The following is an 18630-nucleotide window of genomic DNA, read 5'->3' on the forward strand; positions in this document are numbered from 1 at the left end:
GCTTCCTTTATGGGCTTTTCGGCGCCGTGGGAGAAGAGGGGGAGGGTGATAAATCCTCAAAATGATTCGTTCGGCCTGCACCGACAAACTGGAGCGTGTTTGTCTGCTGGTCCATGAAGGCCCCTTCGGCATCCTGTGTTCCGAATGGTCCTTCAGCATGCACCCAGTCATGCGTGGCTATGACCTGTTGGGGGAGATCAATATCAGCGGAAGGGCTGTTCAGAAGGACGCCGTCACTGCGATAGATTACGACATGGCCATTCAGTGTCAGCGTTTGCTCATGCTGGAGATACATGCCGTTATCGGCTCTGGCATGAACCCATTGGTGGTTATGCAGCATGATGTCCGCTTCCGGCTCGATCATGTCGATGCGATTGTGCTCATTCTGTTGGGCGATGCGGGCCGTGATGGTGTAGGGGCGGTCATGGGCATCAATGTCGTGATAGGCGGCATGTTCCATCATGCCGCTATCGGTATGGGCACGCCGCATGATGGCCAGAATAGCACTGTTCTGATGGATGAGATGATTAATCTCCGGCCATGCTGCCACGGAGACCAGCAGGAGGGCTGCAAAACCGGGCAGAGCCCATTTGGCGCGTTTGAGGAGACGCCGCCGCCGGGCCATGGCCTCGGCAGAAGGAGGTGTCCGCCGCCGTGACATGGCTTCCTGCCGCATGGCGTCCAGCTGGCGGGTTTTCTCCAGACGGTCGGAATCGAAATCATCCCGTTTGGGCTGGGAGCCGTTCATGAAAGACCCGCCCGCAGAAGATCATGAAGATGGAGAATACCGACCGGATGCCGTGCTTCATCAATGATGAACAGGCTGGTCACAGGGACGGGACGGTCATTCATGAGATGCCGGACATCCTGTGCCCGCATGTCTGCTGTGCCTGTCAGCGGCGTGCGGTTCATGATTTCCACGGCTGTGGTGTTGTCGAGATCACGATCCAGAGCTGGACGGAGATCGCCATCGCTGATGAGCCCTGCGAGACGGCCTTCATCATCAAGAATACCGATACAGCCGAAGCTCTTGCGGGTGATTTCCAGAATTACAGCCCGTAGGGACATGTCTTCACGCCCGAGTGGCATGTCGGTGCCTGTATGCATGAAGTTGCTGACAGGGCGCAGCTGTGCCCCTAATGTCCCCGCCGGATGTAACAAGCCGAAATCATGGGCATTGAAGCCCCGCCGCTCCAGCAGAGCGATGGCTAGTGCATCTCCCAGTGCAAGCTGGAGCAGACAGGATGTTGTCGGTGCCAGTCCCATCGGGCACGCCTCTGGCGCAGCCGGAATGATGAGTGGAATCTGAACAGACTGCGCGAGGGTGGAGGTCGCCTTGGTTGTGAAGGCGATCTGCATCAGGTTCAGGCGGGCAGCGTGAAGCAGGACCGGCGCCAGTTCGTTCGTCTCGCCGGAATTGGAGAGGTAGAGGATGACGTCATCTGCCTCCACCATGCCGAGATCGCCATGGGCTGCTTCGGCAGGATGCAGAAAGAGGGATGGCGTACCCGTGGACGCCAGTGTCGCATTGATCTTGCGCCCGATATGACCGGACTTTCCCATTCCAGTCAGGATGAGGCGGCCTTTCATGCCCAATATGGCATTCAGTGCGGCTTCAAACCCTTGTTGCATGGGGCCACGCAGGGCGTCCTCAAGCTGCTCAAGCCCCTGCCGTTCTGTCTGGAGGGCACGGCAGGCGATTGAAAGGGATTGTGAGGTCATGGAGCGACTTTATCAGGCACGATGGGCGAAGATATCCGACACATCATAGCCGAGAAGGTCCAGCTTTGCACGGGCTGGGAGGAAATCATAGCAGCTCTGGGCGAGGTCACGCCGTCCTTCCCGGATGAGCATGGCTTCCAGCTTGTTCCAGAGAGCATGAAGATGCAGCACGTCAGACGCAGCATACTGAAGCTGGTCCTCTGTCAGGGTCGGACTGCCCCAGTCGGAGCTCTGCTGCTGCTTGGACATGTCAATTCCCAGCAGCTCCCGGCTGAGATAGGCAAGGCCGTGCTTGTCTGTAAATGTATAGACAAGACGGGCTGCAATTTTCGTGCAGATGATGGAATTGAGCGTGATGCCCAGATAATGCTGGAGCACGGCGACATCAAAGCGTGCAAAATGCATCAGTTTGGTGACGGAACTATCCTGAAGCAGGGCCTTGAGGTTGGGGCAGTGGCCATAGCCACGACCACCTAGATGTTCCGGCACAAACTGCACAAGATGAGCCTGACCATCCCCGGAAGAAATCTGCACGAGGCAGAGTCGGTCCCGGTGCGGGTTGAGACCCATGGTCTCGGTATCAATGGCGATGGTGGAGCCCAGCTCAAGATTGTCCGGGAGGTCGCCCTCATAAAGATGAATGGCGTTGCGCGGAGTGCTCATAATTTCACCGGATTTTCTGAGGGGGACACTTCTCCTTAACCTCGTAAGGAGAAAGCCTTGGTGCCCAGAAGAAGACTCGAACTTCCACGTCCTTGCGGACACAGGCACCTGAAGCCTGCGCGTCTACCAATTCCGCCATCTGGGCATAAAGCTATGAGAGGAAGCTGTTTTCCGTTTCGGAAGGCCGCCTCAGCTCTGTGAGGATGCTTCTACGGTGTAGGGGGCTCCCCGTCAACAGAGAAAATGCATTTTTCTTAAAAAACACAGAGAAGAAGGATATTTCTCATAAATGGTCCGTTTCGGTCTTAATTATACAGTTGTGACTGATAATCAGTCGCAATTTTGGAATGATTGGTGAGATATTTGGTAAATGATGCTGTCTATTTTTTTATAGGCAAGCTGGTATCTGTAATAAGGATTATCAGAGCGATCCAGCCACAGAGCTGCGGCTTCTGCCCATTATTCAGGGCAGGTGCATGTATATGGTGTGGGCAATTCAAGGATATATTTCGTAATGGCTGAACAGATGTTGCGGTTCGTAAACTGCTCTCAGAAACTTCCAGACAAACGCACGGCTGCCGAGAGACGGGAAGATTTTGGGGAGATTTACGCCGGGTTCAGTCCACAGCGAGCGCAGGAGCAGTCATCACGCTGCTCCCAGTGCGGCATCCCATATTGTACGGTTCATTGTCCGCTGGGTAATGTCATCCCCGAATGGCTGCGCCTGACAACGGAAGGACGGCTGAAGGAAGCCTATGAACTGTCCTCCAGCACCAACAGCTTTCCTGAAATCTGTGGCCGCATCTGCCCGCAGGACCGTCTCTGCGAAGGAAACTGCGTCATCCGTCCGGGCTTCAAGAGTGTGACCATCGGGGCGGTGGAACGCTACATCACCGAGACGGCCTTTTCGGAAGGCTGGGTGCTGCCCCGTCTGCCTGCCGAGGAAACGGGGCAGAGCGTGGGGATTGTCGGGTCTGGTCCGGCTGGTTTGGCTTGTGCCGAACGGCTGCGGGCCGCAGGGCATGAAGTGCATGTCTATGAGCGGCAGGAGAAGCCCGGTGGGCTGCTGATGTACGGTATTCCGGGTTTCAAGCTGGATAAGAGTGTCGTGGAACGCCGCTGGAAGCTGCTGGAAGAACAGGGGATCATCTTCCATCTGGGGCAGTCTGTCGGTCATGGTGAGGGTGCCCTGTCTCTGGAGGCACTGCGCCAGAAGCATGATGCTGTTTTTCTGGCTACGGGTGTCTATCGGGCCAGACAGGTGAAGGGACCGGGGGCCGGGCTGGCCAATGTTGTGGAGGCCTTGCCTTACCTCAAATCTTCCCAGACGGAAGAAGACGCCGGGGCCCTGACGGCGAAAGGCAAGCGTGTCGTGGTGCTGGGAGGTGGTGATACCGCCATGGACTGCGTCCGTACGGCCATCCGGCAGGGGGCGAAGGATGTCGTCTGTGCGTATCGGCGTGACCGTGACAACATGCCCGGTTCCCGTCAGGAAGTCCTCAATGCCGAGGAGGAAGGGGCCCGTTTTGAGTGGATGGTCACGCCGGAAGCCTTTCTGGGGGATGATAGTGTGAAATCTGTCCGTCTGCGGGAGATGCGTCTCGGTGCCGTTGATGCGGAAGGCCGCCGTGCCGTGGAGCAGACAGACACCGTACGGGAGCTGAAAGCCGATCTGGTCATCTGCGCACTGGGTTTTGAACCGGAAAACCTGCCGGAACTCTGGCAGCAGCCAGACCTTGCCGTGACACGGTGGGGGACGCTGGATGTGTCCAGCAACGGCTATGAAACCAGCCTGCCGGGCGTGTTTGCCGGTGGGGATATTGTCCGGGGGGCGAGCCTTGTCGTCTGGGCCATCCGTGATGGGCGTGAAGCGGCCGATGCCATCATGAATCATCTGTCTGCCGGGGCTGCCCGGTCTGCAACATCCGCTGAGGAGCGTGTCTGATGTCCACCATGAATGAAACTACGAACATGACATCCGCTCCGGAGACGGCACAGGACTTCGTGAAAAACTATCAGGCCAATGTTGAGCGGCTGGAAGGGCTGTATGACCCAACGCAGGAGCATGATGCCTGCGGTGTGGGGCTTGTGGCGGCGATGGATGGCAAACCCAGCCGTGCGGTTGTGCAGGCGGGTATCGAGGCTCTGGGGAATATCTGGCACCGTGGTGCCGTTGATGCCGATGGCAAGACGGGTGACGGGGCAGGTATCCATGTCGAAATCCCGCAGAACTTCTTTGAGGATGCGATCCATAATGCGGGTGATTTGAGGATTGAGGGGCGCATCTCTGTCGGGATGGTCTTCCTGCCCCGCACGGACCTTGCCGCACAGGAACGCTGCCGCCAGATCATTGAGACGGAAATCCTGCGCTTTGGCTATGGCATTTATGGCTGGCGTCAGGTGCCGATCGATACGGCCTGCATTGGCGAGAAGGCCAATGAGACCCGCCCCGAGATCGAACAGATCATGATCCGCAACACGCTGGGGAGTGACGAGGAAACGCTGGAGCGTGACTTGTATGTCATCCGTCGGCGTATCGAACAGGAAGCCACACGGGCGCAGGTGGAGCTGTATATTTGCTCCCTGTCCTGCCGGTCCCTCATTTATAAGGGCATGTTTCTGGCCGAGAACCTGACGGATTTCTATCCTGATTTGCTGGATGAGCGGTTTGTTTCCCGCTTTGCCATCTATCACCAGCGTTATTCCACCAACACCTTCCCGAAATGGAAGCTTGCCCAGCCTTTCCGCAAGATCGCCCATAACGGGGAGATCAACACGCTTTCCGGTAACGTCAACTGGATGCGGGCGCATGAGACACGGCTGAGCAGCCCGGCTCTGGATGCGCATATGGAGTCTCTCAAGCCTGTCGTGCAGGTGGCGGGGTCCGATACGGCGGCACTGGATAATGTGTTCGAGCTTCTGACCTTCGCCGGGCGGAATGCTCCCTTCGCCAAGGCTCTCCTGATTCCCGCAGCGGCGGGGGCGAATTCCTCTCTGTCTGACCGGGCCAAGGCGTTTTATCGTTACTGCAATGCCGTCATTGAGCCGTGGGATGGTCCGGCAGCCCTCTGCGGGACGGATGGGCGCTGGGTCATTGCCGGTCTGGACCGTGCCGGTCTGCGCCCCCTGCGCTACAGCATCACGAAGGACGGGCTGCTGATTGTGGGGTCCGAGACAGGCATGGTGCGTGTGCCCGATGAAGCCATTGCCCTGCGTGGGCGGCTCGGGCCGGGGCAGACCCTTGCGCTGGACCTTGATGAAGGCCGTTTCTACACGCCTCATGACGTGCTGGACATGCTGATCAATCGGCAGGATTACGAAGGCTGGATCAATGACGGCATTGAGGATGTCGGGCCCATGATGGCGCAGGTGACGGAACCGGAAGGGATTGACCCGGAATCCCTGCGCCGCCGTCAGTTGGCTGTCAATCTGACCTATGAGGATATGGAAGCCACCCTTCAGCCGATGGTGCAGAATGGCAGTGAGGCTCTGGCTTCCATGGGGGATGATACGCCCCTACAGGTGCTGTCACGCCATTACCGGGGGCTGTCCCATTATTTCCGGCAGGGTTTCAGTCAGGTGACCAACCCGCCGATTGACAGCCTGCGGGAAACACGGGCCATGAGCCTCGTGACGAGGCTGGGCAATCTGGGCAATATCCTTGCCGAGGAGGCCAGCCAGTGCCAGCTTCTCCAGCTTGCCAGCCCCATCCTGACTAATGGTGAGTTCAACCGTCTTCAGGAGATGTGTGGTCGGCAGGGTGAAACCATCGACTGCACCTTCCCGGTTGAAGCCGGAGAAGAAGGGATGCGGGCGGCCCTGACACAGCTCTGCCAGAAGGCGGAAGACGCCGTGCGGGGTGGCTGTACCCATCTTTTCCTGACGGATGAGCGGAGTACGGTTGACCGTGCTGCCGTGCCGATGGTTCTGGCCGTGGCAGCGGTGCATGTCCATCTCATCAACCACAGCCTGCGGACCTTCACCTCCGTGAATGTCCGGGCTTCGGATGTGCTGGATGTGCACAGTCTGGCCGTGATGGTCGGTGTGGGAGCGTCCACGGTCAATCCGTGGCTGGCCCAGCAGAGCATTGCAGACCGTCTCCATCGGGGGCTGTTCGGTAAAATGACGCTGCGTCAGGCCATGGAACAGTATCGTAAGGCCGTGGATAAGGGCCTGCTCAAGATCATGTCCAAGGCTGGCATTTCGGTCGTTTCGGCCTATCGTGGTGGTTATAATTTCGAGGCGATTGGTCTGTCCCGCGCACTTGTGGCGGAGTTTTTCCCTGGCATGGCCTCCCGTATTTCCGGTATCGGCCTGCCCGGTATCGCCCGGAATGTCATCAAGGCGCATAAGCGGGCATGGCAGCCGGCCAATGTGTCCCCGCTGCCCATCGGGGGGCGGTACAAGATTCGTCCGGGTGGGGAAGCGCACTCTTTCTCGGCCAGTGCGGTGCATATGTTGCAGACGGCCGTACAGGCCAACAGCTACAAACTGTTCCGCCGTTATGCGGACGCTCTGGAAGCACAGGAGCCGGTTGCCTTGCGTGACCTGCTGGATTTCCGCTCCAGCGCACGGTCAATCGATGTGGATGATGTGGAAGGCATCACCCAGATTCGCCGCAGGCTGGTCGCTCCGGGCATTTCTCTCGGTGCATTGAGCCCGGAAGCACATGAGACGCTGGCCATCGCCATGAACCGTATCGGGGCAAAGTCCGATTCCGGTGAGGGCGGTGAAGACCCGGCCCGTGCCACGCCACGGCCTAACGGGGATAATGCGTCTTCGGCCATCAAGCAGGTGGCGTCTGGCCGCTTCGGTGTGACGGCGGAATATCTGAATAACTGTCGTGAGCTGGAGATCAAGGTCGCACAGGGGGCCAAGCCGGGTGAGGGTGGCCAGCTTCCGGGCTTCAAGGTCACGGAGCTGATTGCTCGTCTGCGTCACGCCACACCGGGCGTTACACTGATCTCGCCGCCGCCGCATCATGACATCTACTCCATCGAAGACCTTGCCCAGTTGATCTACGACCTCAAGCAGATCAACCCGGATGCGACCGTGACGGTGAAGCTCGTGGCCCGGACGGGCATCGGCACCATTGCCGCCGGTGTGGCCAAGGCCAAGGCCGATGCCATCCTGATCTCCGGTCATTCCGGCGGGACGGGGGCCAGTGCCCAGTCCTCCATCTATTATGCCGGTCTGCCGTGGGAAATGGGGCTGAGCGAGACCCATCAGGTGCTGATGCTCAACCGTCTGCGTCACCGGCTGAAGCTGCGTGTTGATGGTGGAATCAAGACCGGGCGTGATGTGGTGATCGCCGCCATGCTGGGGGCCGAGGAGTTTGGCATCGGAACGGCGGCCCTCGTGGCGATGGGCTGCATCATGGTGCGGCAGTGCCATACCAATACCTGCCCTGTTGGTGTCTGCGTGCAGGATGAGGAACTGCGGAAGAAGTTTGATGGCACGCCAGAGAAGGTCATCAACCTCTTTACGCTGATCGCCGAGGATGTCCGCAACATTCTGGCCCGTCTGGGGTACCGCTCCCTTGAAGAAATCATCGGGCGGACGGACCTGCTTCATCAGGTCTATCGTGGCTCGGACTATCTGGATGATCTGGACCTCAATGCGCTGCTGGTGCAGGCCGATACGGGCGGTTTTGCCCGTCACTGCACGCTGGAAGGTCGCAATGAGGTGCCGGACACGCTGGATGCGCAGATCATCGCTGATGCCCAGCCGCTGTTTGAACGGCGGGAGAAGCTGCATCTGCATTATATCGTTCGCAATACGCACCGTGCCGTAGGGACGAGGCTGTCTTCGCTCATCACACGCCGCTTTGGCATGGCCAGCCTGCCGGAAGGGCATCTGACGCTCTCCCTGCGTGGGTCTGCCGGTCAGTCTCTTGGAGCCTTTGCCGTGCAGGGGCTGCGCATCGAGGTGGAAGGCGATGCCAACGATTATGTTGGTAAGGGGCTTTCCGGCGCTACGCTGGTATTGCGGCCCAGTAGTGCGACACCCTGTGCGACAGAAAAGAACTCCATCATCGGCAATACGGTGCTCTATGGGGCTACGGCAGGTGCCCTGTTCGCTGCGGGGCAGGCCGGAGAACGGTTTGCCGTGCGCAACTCTGGTGCCGTGGCGGTGGTGGAAGGCTGTGGCTCCAATGGCTGTGAATATATGACAGGCGGCACGGTTGTCGTTCTGGGTAAGGCTGGGGACAATTTCGGGGCAGGCTTTACGGGCGGCACGGCCTATGTGCTGGATCGTGACGGTGATTTCCCGAAACGGGTGAATCACGACACGGTCATGTGCCAGCCTGTTACGGCCCAGCGGTGGAAGGATGAGCTGCGTGGCCTTGTGGAGCGTCATGAACGTGAGACAGGCAGTGCCTATGCGGCTGACCTTCTGCATCACTGGGATGATGTCCTGCCGAAGTTCTGGCATGTCGTGCCCAAGGATTATGCCCGCATCATTGGCTATGAGGAGGCTGACCTTCGGAGCCTCTCTGCCTGAGCCTGCCGGAACGGATGATAAGGCTGTGAAAGAAAAGAGAGTTTTCACAGCCTTCCGGCTTGGCTAGTCTGAAGGGATGATGACATCTTTTCTCAAGACACAGTCCTATGCCCGCCTGCCAGAAGGCGGGCCGGTTTTTGCTCCAGAAGGTGAGGCCGCTGCGCCAGTAGCGGCGCCCCGCTGGGACCTTTCCGATCTCTATGCTTCCCCGGAAGACCCGGCCATTGAGTCGGACTTCATCCGGCTGGAAGATGAGGCCAAGACGTTTGAAGCCCGCTGGAAAGGTAAACTGGGCAAGGCGTCTCCGGCTGATCTGGCTCATGCACTTCAGGGGTATGAGGTTATCGAGGAGGGGCTGGGCAAGATCGGCTCTTACTCCCAGCTTCTGTTTGCCGCTCATACGACTGACCCTGCCTGTGGCCGCTTTGCCCAGAGTGTACGGGAGCGTCTGACAGCCATTTCCGCCTATCTGCTGTTCTTCCCGCTGGAACTGAACCGGCTGGATGATGCAGCCCTTGAAAAAGGTTTCAGCGAGAATGAAGCTCTGGCTGCATGGCGGCCTTATCTGCGTGACCTGCGGGTGTTCCGTCCTTATCAGCTCTCCGATGAGGTCGAGCGTGTCCTGATGGACATGGCTGTTTCTGGTCGGAATGCGTGGGTCCGTCTGTTTGATGAAACCATGGCCGGGTTGATGGTCTCTTTCGAGGGGAAAGAGCAGCCACTGGGCGATGTCTTCAATTACATGACAGACAGTGACCGGACGAAGCGGGAAGATGCTGCCAAGGCCATCAGCGCCACTCTGGCAGCGAGCAACAAGCTGCTCGTAGGTATCACCAACACGCTGGCCAAGGACAAGGCCACGGTTGATGCCATGCGGGGCTATCCTCGCCCTGTGAGTAGCCGCAACCGGGCCAATATGGTGGAAGATGAGGTGGTGGATGCACTGGTGGATGCCGTGCAGTCATCTTTCTCCCGCCTGTCTCATCGTTATTACAGCCTGAAGGCCCGCTGGCTGGGGCTGGAAAAGCTGGAACACTGGGACCGTAACGCTCCGCTGCCGGATGTGCAGGACAAGCGGCTGAGCTGGGATGAGGGCAAGGCCATCGTCCAGCGGGCCTATCAGAACTTTGATGAGGAAATGGGGCGTCATGCCAGCACCTTCCTCAATAATCCGTGGATTGATGCGGCTGCCGTACCGGGCAAGTCTTCCGGGGCCTTTGCGCATCCGGTCGTGCCGTCCGCACATCCTTACCTGCTGATGAATTATCATGGCCGTCCCCGTGACGTCATGACGCTGGCGCACGAAATGGGGCATGGTATTCATCAGATGCTGGCCGGGAAGAAGCAGGGCTATCTCCGCTCCGATACACCGCTGACACTGGCTGAAACAGCCTCTGTCTTCGGTGAGATGCTGACCTTCCAGTCCCTGCTGGATGCGGAGAGCGATGCAAAGCGCCGTCACCATCTGCTGGCCTCCAAGGTGGAGGACATGCTGAACACGGTCGTGCGGCAGATCGCCTTCTATCAGTTCGAGGTGCAGGTGCATGATGAACGCCGCAGCGGCGAAATCTCTGCCGAACGTCTCGGTGAAATCTGGCGGGATGTGCAGACACGCAGCCTTGGCCCGGCCTTCAATTTCACTCCGGATTATGACCTGTACTGGTCATATATTCCGCATTTCATCCATTCGCCCTTCTATGTGTATGCCTATGCCTTTGGTGACTGTCTGGTGAATGCGCTTTATGGTGTGTATCAGGACAGCCCGGCAGGTTTTGCCGGTAAATACAAGGAGATGCTTGCTGCTGGTGGCACATTGCGCCATCAGGAGCTGCTGGCTCCGTTCGGGCTGAATGCCGGTGATCCGTCCTTCTGGAACCGTGGTCTGGATGTCATTTCCGGGCTGATCGACCAGCTTGAGGCTGAACCGGCAGCGTGAGGATGAAAGCCAGCCTGCACTCCGTGGGCTGGCACACTGCCTGACAGGGCAACAGGTAAGGGTTGAGACTATGGCACGTGAACGTGACATCGACAGGACGGGTTTTGTCGATAACATGCAGCGTATGTTCCGGGCCTCCAGCATGGTTGGGGGCGTGGCGGCACGTATGGCGGGCCATAAGCTGGGGCTGCGCAGCAATGCGAACAGCCACGCCGAGGAGCTGCGCCACGTTCTGGGGTCCCTGAAAGGCCCGATGATGAAGGCGGCTCAGCTTCTTTCAACCATTCCCGGCGCCCTGCCGGATGAATACGCCGAGGAACTGGCCCATCTTCAGGCCAATGCGCCGCCCATGGGCTGGAGTTTCGTCCAGCGGCGCATGAGGGCTGAACTGGGGGCGGGCTGGGAATCCCGTTTCCGGTCATTCAGTCACGAGGCTGTGGCGGCGGCGTCACTGGGGCAGGTGCATCGTGCCGCTCTGGCTGATGGGCGGGAGGTGGCCTGCAAGCTGCAATATCCCGGCATGGCCGGGGCCATGGAGCAGGACCTCCGGCAGCTGAAGCGGGGTCTGGGCGTGTTCAGTCTCGTAGGCAATGCTATCAGGCAGGATGAGGTCTATACCGAGCTTGCCGAGCGGATGCGGGAGGAGCTGGATTACACACGGGAAGCCAGCCATCTGCGGCTCTACAGGCTCATGCTGGCAGACGTGCCGGAAGTGACGGTGCCTGCTCCGGTCACGGAGCTGGTCACGGGCCGCCTGCTGACGATGGACTGGGTGGGCGGTCGCTCCATGAAGTCCGTTCTGGAAGAACAGCTGCCGCAGGAGGAACGCAATGCCATCGCGATTGCGTTGTTTAAGGCATGGTACAAGCCTGTCTATCATTATGGTGTCGTGCATGGTGACCCGCATATGGGCAATTTCACCGTGCGACCGGATGGTGGGCTGAACCTGCTTGATTTTGGTGCGGTGCGTATTTTCTCGCCTCGTTTTGTAGGAGGTGTTTTGTCCCTCTTTGCTGCCTTGCGGGATAATGATGAGGAACGGGCTTACGAGGCCTATCACGACTGGGGCTTCAAAGATATTTCACGGGAGCGGGCTGCCGTTCTGAATGAATGGGCACGCTTCTTCTATCGGCCTCTCATGACGGATGAAATCTGTGATGTGGAGGAGAGCAACAATCCGCAGGAAGCCCGGAAAGTTCTGGAAAATGTCTATGACGGGCTGAAGCGCACGGGCGGTATCACCCTGCCACGGGAATTCGTCATGCTGGACCGCTCTGCTATCGGGCTGGGCAGTGCTTTCCTGCGGCTGGGGGCACGGGTGAACTGGCACCGGCTTTTCATGGAGCTGACGCAGGATTTCAATGTGGATGTTCTGGCGGCCCGCCAGAAAGAGGCCTTACGAAAGGCTCAGGTTCAACCCGCCAGATAATAAAAAGGCCGGACGGAAGTGTCTTCCCTCCGGCCTTTCTGCTTGAGAAGGGTGATTAACGGAAGAATTTGCTCAGAAGGCCGCCGCCAATTTCCTGAATGACATCCTGCTGAAGGGCCTTCCCAAAGCTGGCGAAACCGCTGCTCTGTTCGCTGGAGCCTTCACCGCCGGTTTTCTCACCAAGATGGCTGACAAGCCCGGCAAGCTGCCCTACGAGATCCCCCGCATGGCCCTGACCATTCTGGAAGATGGAAGCCACTTTCTGGAGGCTCTCTGCCCATTCACCAGCCTGCGGGTTGCCATTCTGTGACGCATCCTGCATCTGGCCGATGAGCTGGTCAATCAGCTGAAAAGCTTCCTGTGCAGTGTTGCGGAACTGCGTGTAGCTCTGCTCGATCTTTTCGATATCCATAGGGTTCTGACCTTTTGTGGAAGTGATAGAAGGCAGGGTAATGGTAAACGACCTCCCAAAAACTGCCAGTCTTTTTCTGTTGAATGCACCGTGAGGTGCGGTAGCATCATTTATTCCCGTGTGGGCATCTTGTGGCAGCGGGGAAATGTGCCCATTTAGGGGCCATGGCAGCTTCTTCGTCTTCCCGCAAAAAGAAAAAACCTGTCGCACCCCGTCAGACGGATTTTTTCCCTGAAAAACAGCCCGCCAAACCGAAGATCAACCGGTTTGTCGTCCAGTCGGATTATGAACCTTCCGGGGATCAGCCGCAGGCGATTGCGACCCTGCTTGCAGGGCTGGAAGCCGGGGAGCGGGATCAGGTGCTGATGGGCGTGACGGGGTCCGGCAAGACCTTCACCATGGCCAAGGTGATCGAGGCGGCGCAGCGTCCCACGCTCATCATGGCCCCCAACAAGACACTGGCAGCCCAGCTCTATAGTGAGATGAAACAGTTCTTCCCCGATAATGCGGTGGAATATTTTGTTTCCTACTACGATTATTACCAGCCGGAAGCCTACGTCCCTCGGTCCGATACCTTCATTGAGAAGGACAGCCAGCGCAATGAGCGCATAGACCGGATGCGTCATGCCGCCACTCAGGCTCTGCTGGAGCGCAACGATGTCATCATCGTGGCATCCGTCTCCTGCATTTACGGTATTGGCTCGCCGGAATCCTATGCCCGCATGAAAATCCGTCTCGTGCCGGGGGAGATCATCGACCGGGATGATCTGATCCGCCATCTGGTGGAGCTGCAATATCAGCGGAATGATCTGGCTTTTGAACGTGGGTCATTCCGGGTGCGGGGGGAGCAGGTGGATATTTTCCCCATCCAGAACGAGGACAGGGCATGGCGTGTCATACTCTTTGGGGATGAGGTGGAAAGCATCACCGAGTTCGACCCGCTGACAGGCGAGAAGACGGCTGATCTGGAAGAAGTCAGCCTCTATGCCAGCTCCCATTATGTGACGCCCCGGCCTACGCTCAATCAGGCGATGGTCAGCATCAAGGATGAGTTGCAGGAGCGCATTCAGTATTTCAGGGATAAGGGCAAACCGCTGGAGGAAGAACGCATCATCCAGCGGACCAATTTTGATCTGGAGATGCTGGAGACAACAGGCGTCTGCAAAGGAATTGAAAATTATTCCCGCTATCTTTCCGGCCGCCGCCCCGGTGATCCACCGCCAACCCTGTTTGAATATCTGCCGGAAGATGCCCTGCTGATCGTGGATGAAAGTCATGTCGGCGTGCCGCAGATTGGCGGGATGGAGCGGGGAGACCGTGCCCGTAAGGAAACGCTGGCCGATTTCGGGTTCCGTCTGCCGTCCTGTCTGGATAACCGGCCTTTGTCCTTTTCAGAATGGGATGCCTTCCGGCCGCAGAGCATCTTCGTGTCCGCCACGCCGGGACCGTGGGAGATGGAACAGACAGAGGGTGTTTTTGCCGAGCAGATCATCCGTCCGACTGGCCTGACAGACCCCATCACCATTATTCGCCCCGTGGAGGGGCAGGTGGATGACCTGCTGCATGAGGCCAAAGCGACCATTGCGGAGAATGGCCGTGTTCTCGTCACGACTCTGACCAAGCGTATGGCCGAAGATTTGACAGAATATCTCTCCGAACATGGCGTGAAGGTGCGGTATCTCCATTCTGACATTGATACGCTGGAGCGTATGGAGATCATCCGGGACCTGCGTCTGGGGGCGTTTGATGTCCTCGTGGGCATCAACCTGTTGCGGGAAGGGCTGGATATTCCCGAATGTGCGCTTGTCGCCATTCTGGATGCGGACAAGGAGGGTTTCCTACGTTCCCGGACCTCTCTGGTGCAGACGATTGGCCGTGCCGCTCGTAACGTGAATGGCCGTGTCCTGCTTTATGCGGATAAGGAGACGGACAGCTTGCGTTACGCCATTGAGGAGACGGCCCGCCGCCGGGAAAAGCAGATGGCGTGGAACGAAGCACACGGCATCATGCCGCAGACGGTCCGCAGCCGCATCAGCGACACGCTCTTTCAGGAGGAGTTGGCTGGCAAGGACGCTCCACCAGAGGCGGACCCGCAGCTCACTATTGACGAATTGCGCAAGAAAATGCGTGAAGCAGCTGCTGAACTGGATTTTGAGCAGGCTGCGGCTCTGCGGGACGAGATTCACCGGCGGGAGGCCAGTGACATCGGCCTCATTGCTCCAGCCCCGGCGGCTCCGCCGACCAAGACACGCAAGACGACCAGACGAAAGAAGAAGGACTGACCATGCTGGAACTCAAGAGAGACGGGCAGAGCCTGACCATTCTGCCAGAGACAGGGGCCGCCCTTGGGCAGTGGCAGGTACAGGGTCATGACATGCTCCGTCCGGTCGCTAATCCTGCCCTGCGGAATCAGAAGGGCGTGGCCGTGGGGGCCTATCCTCTGCTGCCTTACGTCAATCGAATTGCTGACGGGCATTTTGCTTTTGGTGGAGAGGAGCACAGGCTTACCCCCAATATGGAAGGCTGCCCGCATCCCATCCATGGCAATAGCTGGGAACATGAGTGGCAGGTGACGCATAAGGCGGACAGTCACGCCATCCTGACATTCGATCATACGCCCGCTGATGATATTGCCAGAGGGGAATGGCCCTATGCCTATCGGGTGGTCATGTCCTATGAGCTGCGGGCCGATGGGCTGTATGTCTCCCTCGTGATCCGAAACAGCGATAAGGTCGATCAGCCGGTCGGTCTGGGGTTTCATCCTTTCTTCCATTCAGAGACAGGGTCTCGCCTGAAATTCAGAACGGACTTGGTCTGGTTGACGGATGACCATGGTCTTCCGGTCGAAAAGAAAGCTTGTGAGGGGGAGTGGGATTTTGCCAGAGGGCAGGCCCTTGAGGGACGGGTGCTGGATAACGGCTTCATGGGGTTTGATGGCCATGCCCTGCTGGAACAGCCCGGTGGTCTGCCGAACCTGACCGTGGAAGCTGATCCTGTTTTCTCGCATCTGGTCGTGTTTTCTCAGCCAAAGGATGGCTATGTGGCCATTGAGCCGGTCACGAGCATGACGGATGCCATCAACAGGCCGGAAATTGCTGGTCGTGGCGTGCATGTGCTGGCACCGGGGCAGAGTTTTGGCGGGATTATCCGTTTCCGTGCCGAGGCCTCACGCCGCCCGGCAGAAGGCTAAGCCTGATGGCCGCAGAAAAGATCGCCCTGCATCGCTATCTCTCACCACAGGGAGCCGCCCGGATGCGGGCAGAGCTGAAAGAACTGACCCAGAAGGAACGCCCGCAGGTCGTGGAGATCGTTTCATGGGCGGCGAGCAATGGCGATCGTTCGGAGAATGCGGATTATCAGTATGGTAAACGTCGCCTGCGGGAAATTGACCGGCGCATCCGTTTCCTGACGAAGCGGCTGGATCAGGCCGTGATCGTGGACCCGGCGGCCCAGACCAACCGGAAGCGTGTCTTCTTCGGGGCGACCGTCTGTTATGCAGATGAGGAGGACCGTCATTACACCGTGACGATCCTTGGCGTGGATGAGGCACGGTTGGAGCATGGAGAAGTCAGCCTTCAGGCGCCCGTGGCCCGTGCCCTCATGAAAGCCGCCGTGCATGATGAGGTCACCATGCAGACACCATCCGGCCCCGTGCTTGTAGAAGTGCTTTCCATCGCCTATCCAGACCCGGCCTGATATGATGGGCTCGTGAAGAAGCCCATTCGGTCCTGAACTGCTTTTGCGGAGTTATTCTTATGGTTCAGTCATCTCCCTCCCGGCGGCGTGTTGCCGTGCAGATGGACCCGCTGGAAGACATTAATATTGATGGTGATTCCACCTTTGCCATGATGCTGGAAGCGCAGCGCCGTGGGCACGAGCTGTATGTCTATCACCCCACCACCCTGTCCTTGCTGGAAGGGAAGGGCACGTCAGGCCGCCTTCAGGCCCGGGGCCGCAAGGTGAGCGTGCAGCGCAAGAAGGGTGATCACGCTGCCTTTGGCCCGGAGGAGGTGCTGGACCTTGGCTCCTTTGATGTCGTGCTGATGCGGCAGGACCCGCCTTTCGACATGGGGTACATCACAGCAACCCACATGCTGGAACATATTCACGGCACGGGCGAAGGTCAGGCCCTCGTGGTGAATGACCCGGTTTCCGTGCGGAATGCGCCGGAGAAGCTGTTGGTCACGCATTTCCCCCAGCTCATGCCGCCTACTCTGGTGACGTGGGACAGGGAGGCGATTGCGGCTTTCCGGCAGAAGCATAAGGATATCATTCTGAAGCCGCTCTATGGCAATGGCGGAGCCGGCATCTTCCGGGTGAAGGAGGATGATGAGAATTTTTCATCTCTGCTGGAAATGCACTTTTCCCAGTCCCGTGAGCCGCTGATGGTGCAGCGTTATGAACCTGCCGTGCGGCTGGGGGACAAGCGCATCATTCTTGTAGATGGCGAGCCGATCGGGGCGATCAACCGTGTTCCGGCGCAGGGTGATGCCCGCTCTAACATGCATGTGGGTGGCCGTGCCGAGCGTGTGGAGCTGACGGAGCGGGATAAGGAAATCTGCAAGACCATTGGCCCTTATCTGAAAGAGCATGACCTCATCTTCACGGGGATTGACGTGATCGGGAACTGGCTGACGGAAATCAACGTCACATCCCCGACTGGTCTTCAGGAGCTGGACCGTTTTGATGGCATCAACAGTGCCGGGATGATCTGGGATTGCATCGAGGCCCGTCTGTCCTGACAGGCCTTTCCCGTTTCACAGCTCATGAGCCGGATCAGTCCTTGGTGGGACTGTCCGGCTTTTTGCTGTCATGGGGGGTATCATCTGGCTGGGTGGGGTCTTCTTCCTGTTCCTGCTCAGGGGGAGGGGGATAGAGATTTTCCCGGAAGGGAATGGGCACTCCGTCCTGAAAATAACCATTTTCGATCTTTCCCTTTTTAGGGGGCTTATCTCGCGTAAAACGGTTTATAAGCCAGGGTATTAGATCGTCTTTGAAATAGATGACGTAGAGCGCTATCCAGATGAACAGGCAGAGAAGGGCCAGTATGATATCAAGGGTCTTCATCACATAATCCTGATATGAGTTCTGGTTCTGTATATGACAGGTAAACCAAATTTTTTCGCATAATATCGTCTCGATACCTTGTCAGCCAAGGGCGTTGGAAGGCAAGAAAGGGGCGGACTGATTGGTATCAGTGGCGATAATGCTCCCCGCTTGTTGGGGGCAGACAGTTGAGGCTGCGTTTTCATGGTGTCTTCCCTTAAACCCCGTTCTTCTCTTGATGCTGATAGCGTGCGTGAGGCGTACCGCCGCTGGGCGCGCATGTATGATAAGGTTTTTGGTGGTGTATCCGCCTTCGGGCGGCGGCGGGCTGTAGCAGCAGTTAATGCTCTGCCGGGGGAACGTGTGCTGGAGGTCGGGGTCGGTACGGGGCTCGCTCTGCCGTCCTACGCAGCTAATAAGCGCATCACTGGAATCGATCTTTCGGAAGATATGCTGGCCCTTGCACGGGAGCGTGTAAAGCGTGATGGCCTGCGTAACATAGATGAACTTATGGTGATGGACGCCGAGAATACGAGCTTTGCCGATAACAGTTTCGACATTGCTGTCGGCATGTTCGTGGCGTCTGTTGTGCCGCACCCAGACCTGTTGCTGGCGGAGCTGAAGCGGGTGGTCAAACCGGGCGGGCACATTCTTTTCGTCAACCATTTCCTTGCTCCCGGCGGTATCCGCCTGAAGGTGGAGAAGGTCATGGCCCGTGCCTCCCGTGCTCTGGGCTGGCACCCTGACTTCGCTATTGAATCCCTTCTGCCCCCCGAAGATATGGCCCGTGCGACCATCACACCCGTGCCGCCTGCCGGGCTGTTCACCCTCGTGACATTGCCGCACGAGAAGACTAAGTAAGAAGGACTGTTTGCCCGCCTATGGGGCAGATGTTTCATGACTGTAACAGGCTGGCGG

Annotated in this window: 14 protein-coding genes and 1 tRNA gene; 9 read left to right on the forward strand and 6 right to left on the reverse strand. The window is 58.2% G+C overall.

The annotated features are described in order from the left end of the window. Positions 1-7: 7 nt before the first annotated feature. The 4 genes from lptC to NQF86_RS01850 form a co-directional block, all read right to left on the reverse strand. Positions 8-748 carry an LPS export ABC transporter periplasmic protein LptC gene (gene lptC, locus NQF86_RS01835; protein ID WP_266115905.1) on the reverse strand — a complete coding sequence of 247 codons (741 nt, stop codon included), beginning with the start codon at positions 746-748 and terminating at the stop codon, positions 8-10. Continuing rightward, positions 745-1722: a KpsF/GutQ family sugar-phosphate isomerase gene (locus NQF86_RS01840; RefSeq protein WP_266115906.1), complete on the reverse strand. Its 978-nt coding sequence runs from the start codon at positions 1720-1722 to the stop codon at positions 745-747. The genes lptC and NQF86_RS01840 overlap by 4 nt, the downstream gene beginning before the upstream one ends. A 12-nt stretch (positions 1723-1734) precedes the next feature. Then, on the reverse strand, positions 1735-2385 hold the full coding sequence (locus NQF86_RS01845; protein WP_266115907.1) for a ribonuclease D: 651 nt from the start codon (positions 2383-2385) through the stop codon (positions 1735-1737). A 58-nt stretch (positions 2386-2443) separates the two neighbouring features. Then, positions 2444-2530, reverse strand: a tRNA-Leu gene (locus tag NQF86_RS01850). 369 nt (positions 2531-2899) lie between these two features. Here NQF86_RS01850 and NQF86_RS01855 point away from each other — a divergent pair. The 4 genes from NQF86_RS01855 (at position 2900) to NQF86_RS01870 (ending at position 12254) form a co-directional block, all read left to right on the forward strand. Then, positions 2900-4330: an NAD(P)-dependent oxidoreductase gene (locus NQF86_RS01855; RefSeq protein WP_266115908.1), complete on the forward strand. Its 1431-nt coding sequence runs from the start codon at positions 2900-2902 to the stop codon at positions 4328-4330. Continuing rightward, positions 4330-8889 carry a glutamate synthase large subunit gene (gene gltB, locus NQF86_RS01860; protein WP_407652841.1) on the forward strand — a complete coding sequence of 1520 codons (4560 nt, stop codon included), beginning with the start codon at positions 4330-4332 and terminating at the stop codon, positions 8887-8889. The genes NQF86_RS01855 and gltB overlap by 1 nt, the downstream gene beginning before the upstream one ends. Positions 8890-8968: 79 nt before the next feature. Then, the gene (locus NQF86_RS01865; RefSeq protein WP_407652861.1) at positions 8969-10825 is read left to right on the forward strand and encodes a M3 family oligoendopeptidase; all 1857 of its coding nucleotides are present in this window, start codon (positions 8969-8971) and stop codon (positions 10823-10825) included. Between the two features lie 70 nt (positions 10826-10895). Next, positions 10896-12254 (forward strand): ABC1 kinase family protein, encoded by a 1359-nt coding sequence (locus NQF86_RS01870; protein WP_266116439.1) that lies wholly within the window; start codon positions 10896-10898, stop codon positions 12252-12254. Between the two features lie 55 nt (positions 12255-12309). Here NQF86_RS01870 and NQF86_RS01875 read toward each other — a convergent pair whose 3' ends face one another. Beyond that, complete coding sequence (locus NQF86_RS01875) at positions 12310-12666, reverse strand: hypothetical protein (RefSeq protein WP_266115910.1); 357 nt, start codon at positions 12664-12666, stop codon at positions 12310-12312. A gap of 164 nt (positions 12667-12830) precedes the next feature. Here NQF86_RS01875 and uvrB point away from each other — a divergent pair, with 164 nt between their 5' ends. Genes uvrB through gshB form a run of 4 tightly spaced genes read left to right on the forward strand, consistent with a single transcriptional unit; the run spans position 12831 to position 17408 of the window. Then, the gene (gene uvrB / locus NQF86_RS01880) at positions 12831-14948 is read left to right on the forward strand and encodes an excinuclease ABC subunit UvrB (RefSeq protein ID WP_266115911.1); all 2118 of its coding nucleotides are present in this window, start codon (positions 12831-12833) and stop codon (positions 14946-14948) included. Positions 14949-14950: 2 nt separating this feature from the next. Next, positions 14951-15856 carry an aldose 1-epimerase gene (locus tag NQF86_RS01885; protein ID WP_266115912.1) on the forward strand — a complete coding sequence of 302 codons (906 nt, stop codon included), beginning with the start codon at positions 14951-14953 and terminating at the stop codon, positions 15854-15856. Between the two features lie 5 nt (positions 15857-15861). Continuing rightward, the gene (gene greB / locus NQF86_RS01890) at positions 15862-16362 is read left to right on the forward strand and encodes a transcription elongation factor GreB (protein ID WP_266115913.1); all 501 of its coding nucleotides are present in this window, start codon (positions 15862-15864) and stop codon (positions 16360-16362) included. A 59-nt stretch (positions 16363-16421) separates the two neighbouring features. Further along, positions 16422-17408, forward strand: coding sequence for a glutathione synthase (gshB, locus tag NQF86_RS01895; protein WP_266115914.1), 987 nt, complete (start codon positions 16422-16424; stop codon positions 17406-17408). A gap of 34 nt (positions 17409-17442) precedes the next feature. Here the strand turns inward: gshB and NQF86_RS01900 are convergent, their stop codons facing one another. Further along, positions 17443-17568: a hypothetical protein gene (locus NQF86_RS01900; RefSeq protein WP_266115915.1), complete on the reverse strand. Its 126-nt coding sequence runs from the start codon at positions 17566-17568 to the stop codon at positions 17443-17445. 348 nt (positions 17569-17916) lie between these two features. Here NQF86_RS01900 and NQF86_RS01905 point away from each other — a divergent pair, with 348 nt between their 5' ends. Further along, entirely contained in the window at positions 17917-18573 is a 657-nt protein-coding gene (locus tag NQF86_RS01905; RefSeq protein WP_266115916.1) for a class I SAM-dependent methyltransferase, read from the forward strand. Positions 18574-18630: the final 57 nt, after the last annotated feature.

Source organism: Bombella pluederhausensis (genome assembly GCF_026385525.1).
Taxonomy (GTDB): Bacteria; Pseudomonadota; Alphaproteobacteria; order Acetobacterales; family Acetobacteraceae; genus Bombella; species Bombella pluederhausensis.

Coding starts and splice junctions, on each gene's coding strand:
- NQF86_RS01845 (WP_266115907.1), bottom strand. CDS start 2,385: ATGAGCACTCCGCGCAACGCCATTCATCTTTATGAGGGCGACCTCCCG.
- greB (WP_266115913.1), top strand. CDS start 15,862: ATGGCCGCAGAAAAGATCGCCCTGCATCGCTATCTCTCACCACAGGGA.
- lptC (WP_266115905.1), bottom strand. CDS start 748: ATGAACGGCTCCCAGCCCAAACGGGATGATTTCGATTCCGACCGTCTG.
- NQF86_RS01905 (WP_266115916.1), top strand. CDS start 17,917: ATGGTGTCTTCCCTTAAACCCCGTTCTTCTCTTGATGCTGATAGCGTG.
- NQF86_RS01870 (WP_266116439.1), top strand. CDS start 10,896: ATGGCACGTGAACGTGACATCGACAGGACGGGTTTTGTCGATAACATG.
- NQF86_RS01865 (WP_407652861.1), top strand. CDS start 8,969: ATGACATCTTTTCTCAAGACACAGTCCTATGCCCGCCTGCCAGAAGGC.
- NQF86_RS01885 (WP_266115912.1), top strand. CDS start 14,951: ATGCTGGAACTCAAGAGAGACGGGCAGAGCCTGACCATTCTGCCAGAG.
- gltB (WP_407652841.1), top strand. CDS start 4,330: ATGTCCACCATGAATGAAACTACGAACATGACATCCGCTCCGGAGACG.
- uvrB (WP_266115911.1), top strand. CDS start 12,831: ATGGCAGCTTCTTCGTCTTCCCGCAAAAAGAAAAAACCTGTCGCACCC.
- NQF86_RS01875 (WP_266115910.1), bottom strand. CDS start 12,666: ATGGATATCGAAAAGATCGAGCAGAGCTACACGCAGTTCCGCAACACT.
- gshB (WP_266115914.1), top strand. CDS start 16,422: ATGGTTCAGTCATCTCCCTCCCGGCGGCGTGTTGCCGTGCAGATGGAC.
- NQF86_RS01855 (WP_266115908.1), top strand. CDS start 2,900: ATGGCTGAACAGATGTTGCGGTTCGTAAACTGCTCTCAGAAACTTCCA.
- NQF86_RS01840 (WP_266115906.1), bottom strand. CDS start 1,722: ATGACCTCACAATCCCTTTCAATCGCCTGCCGTGCCCTCCAGACAGAA.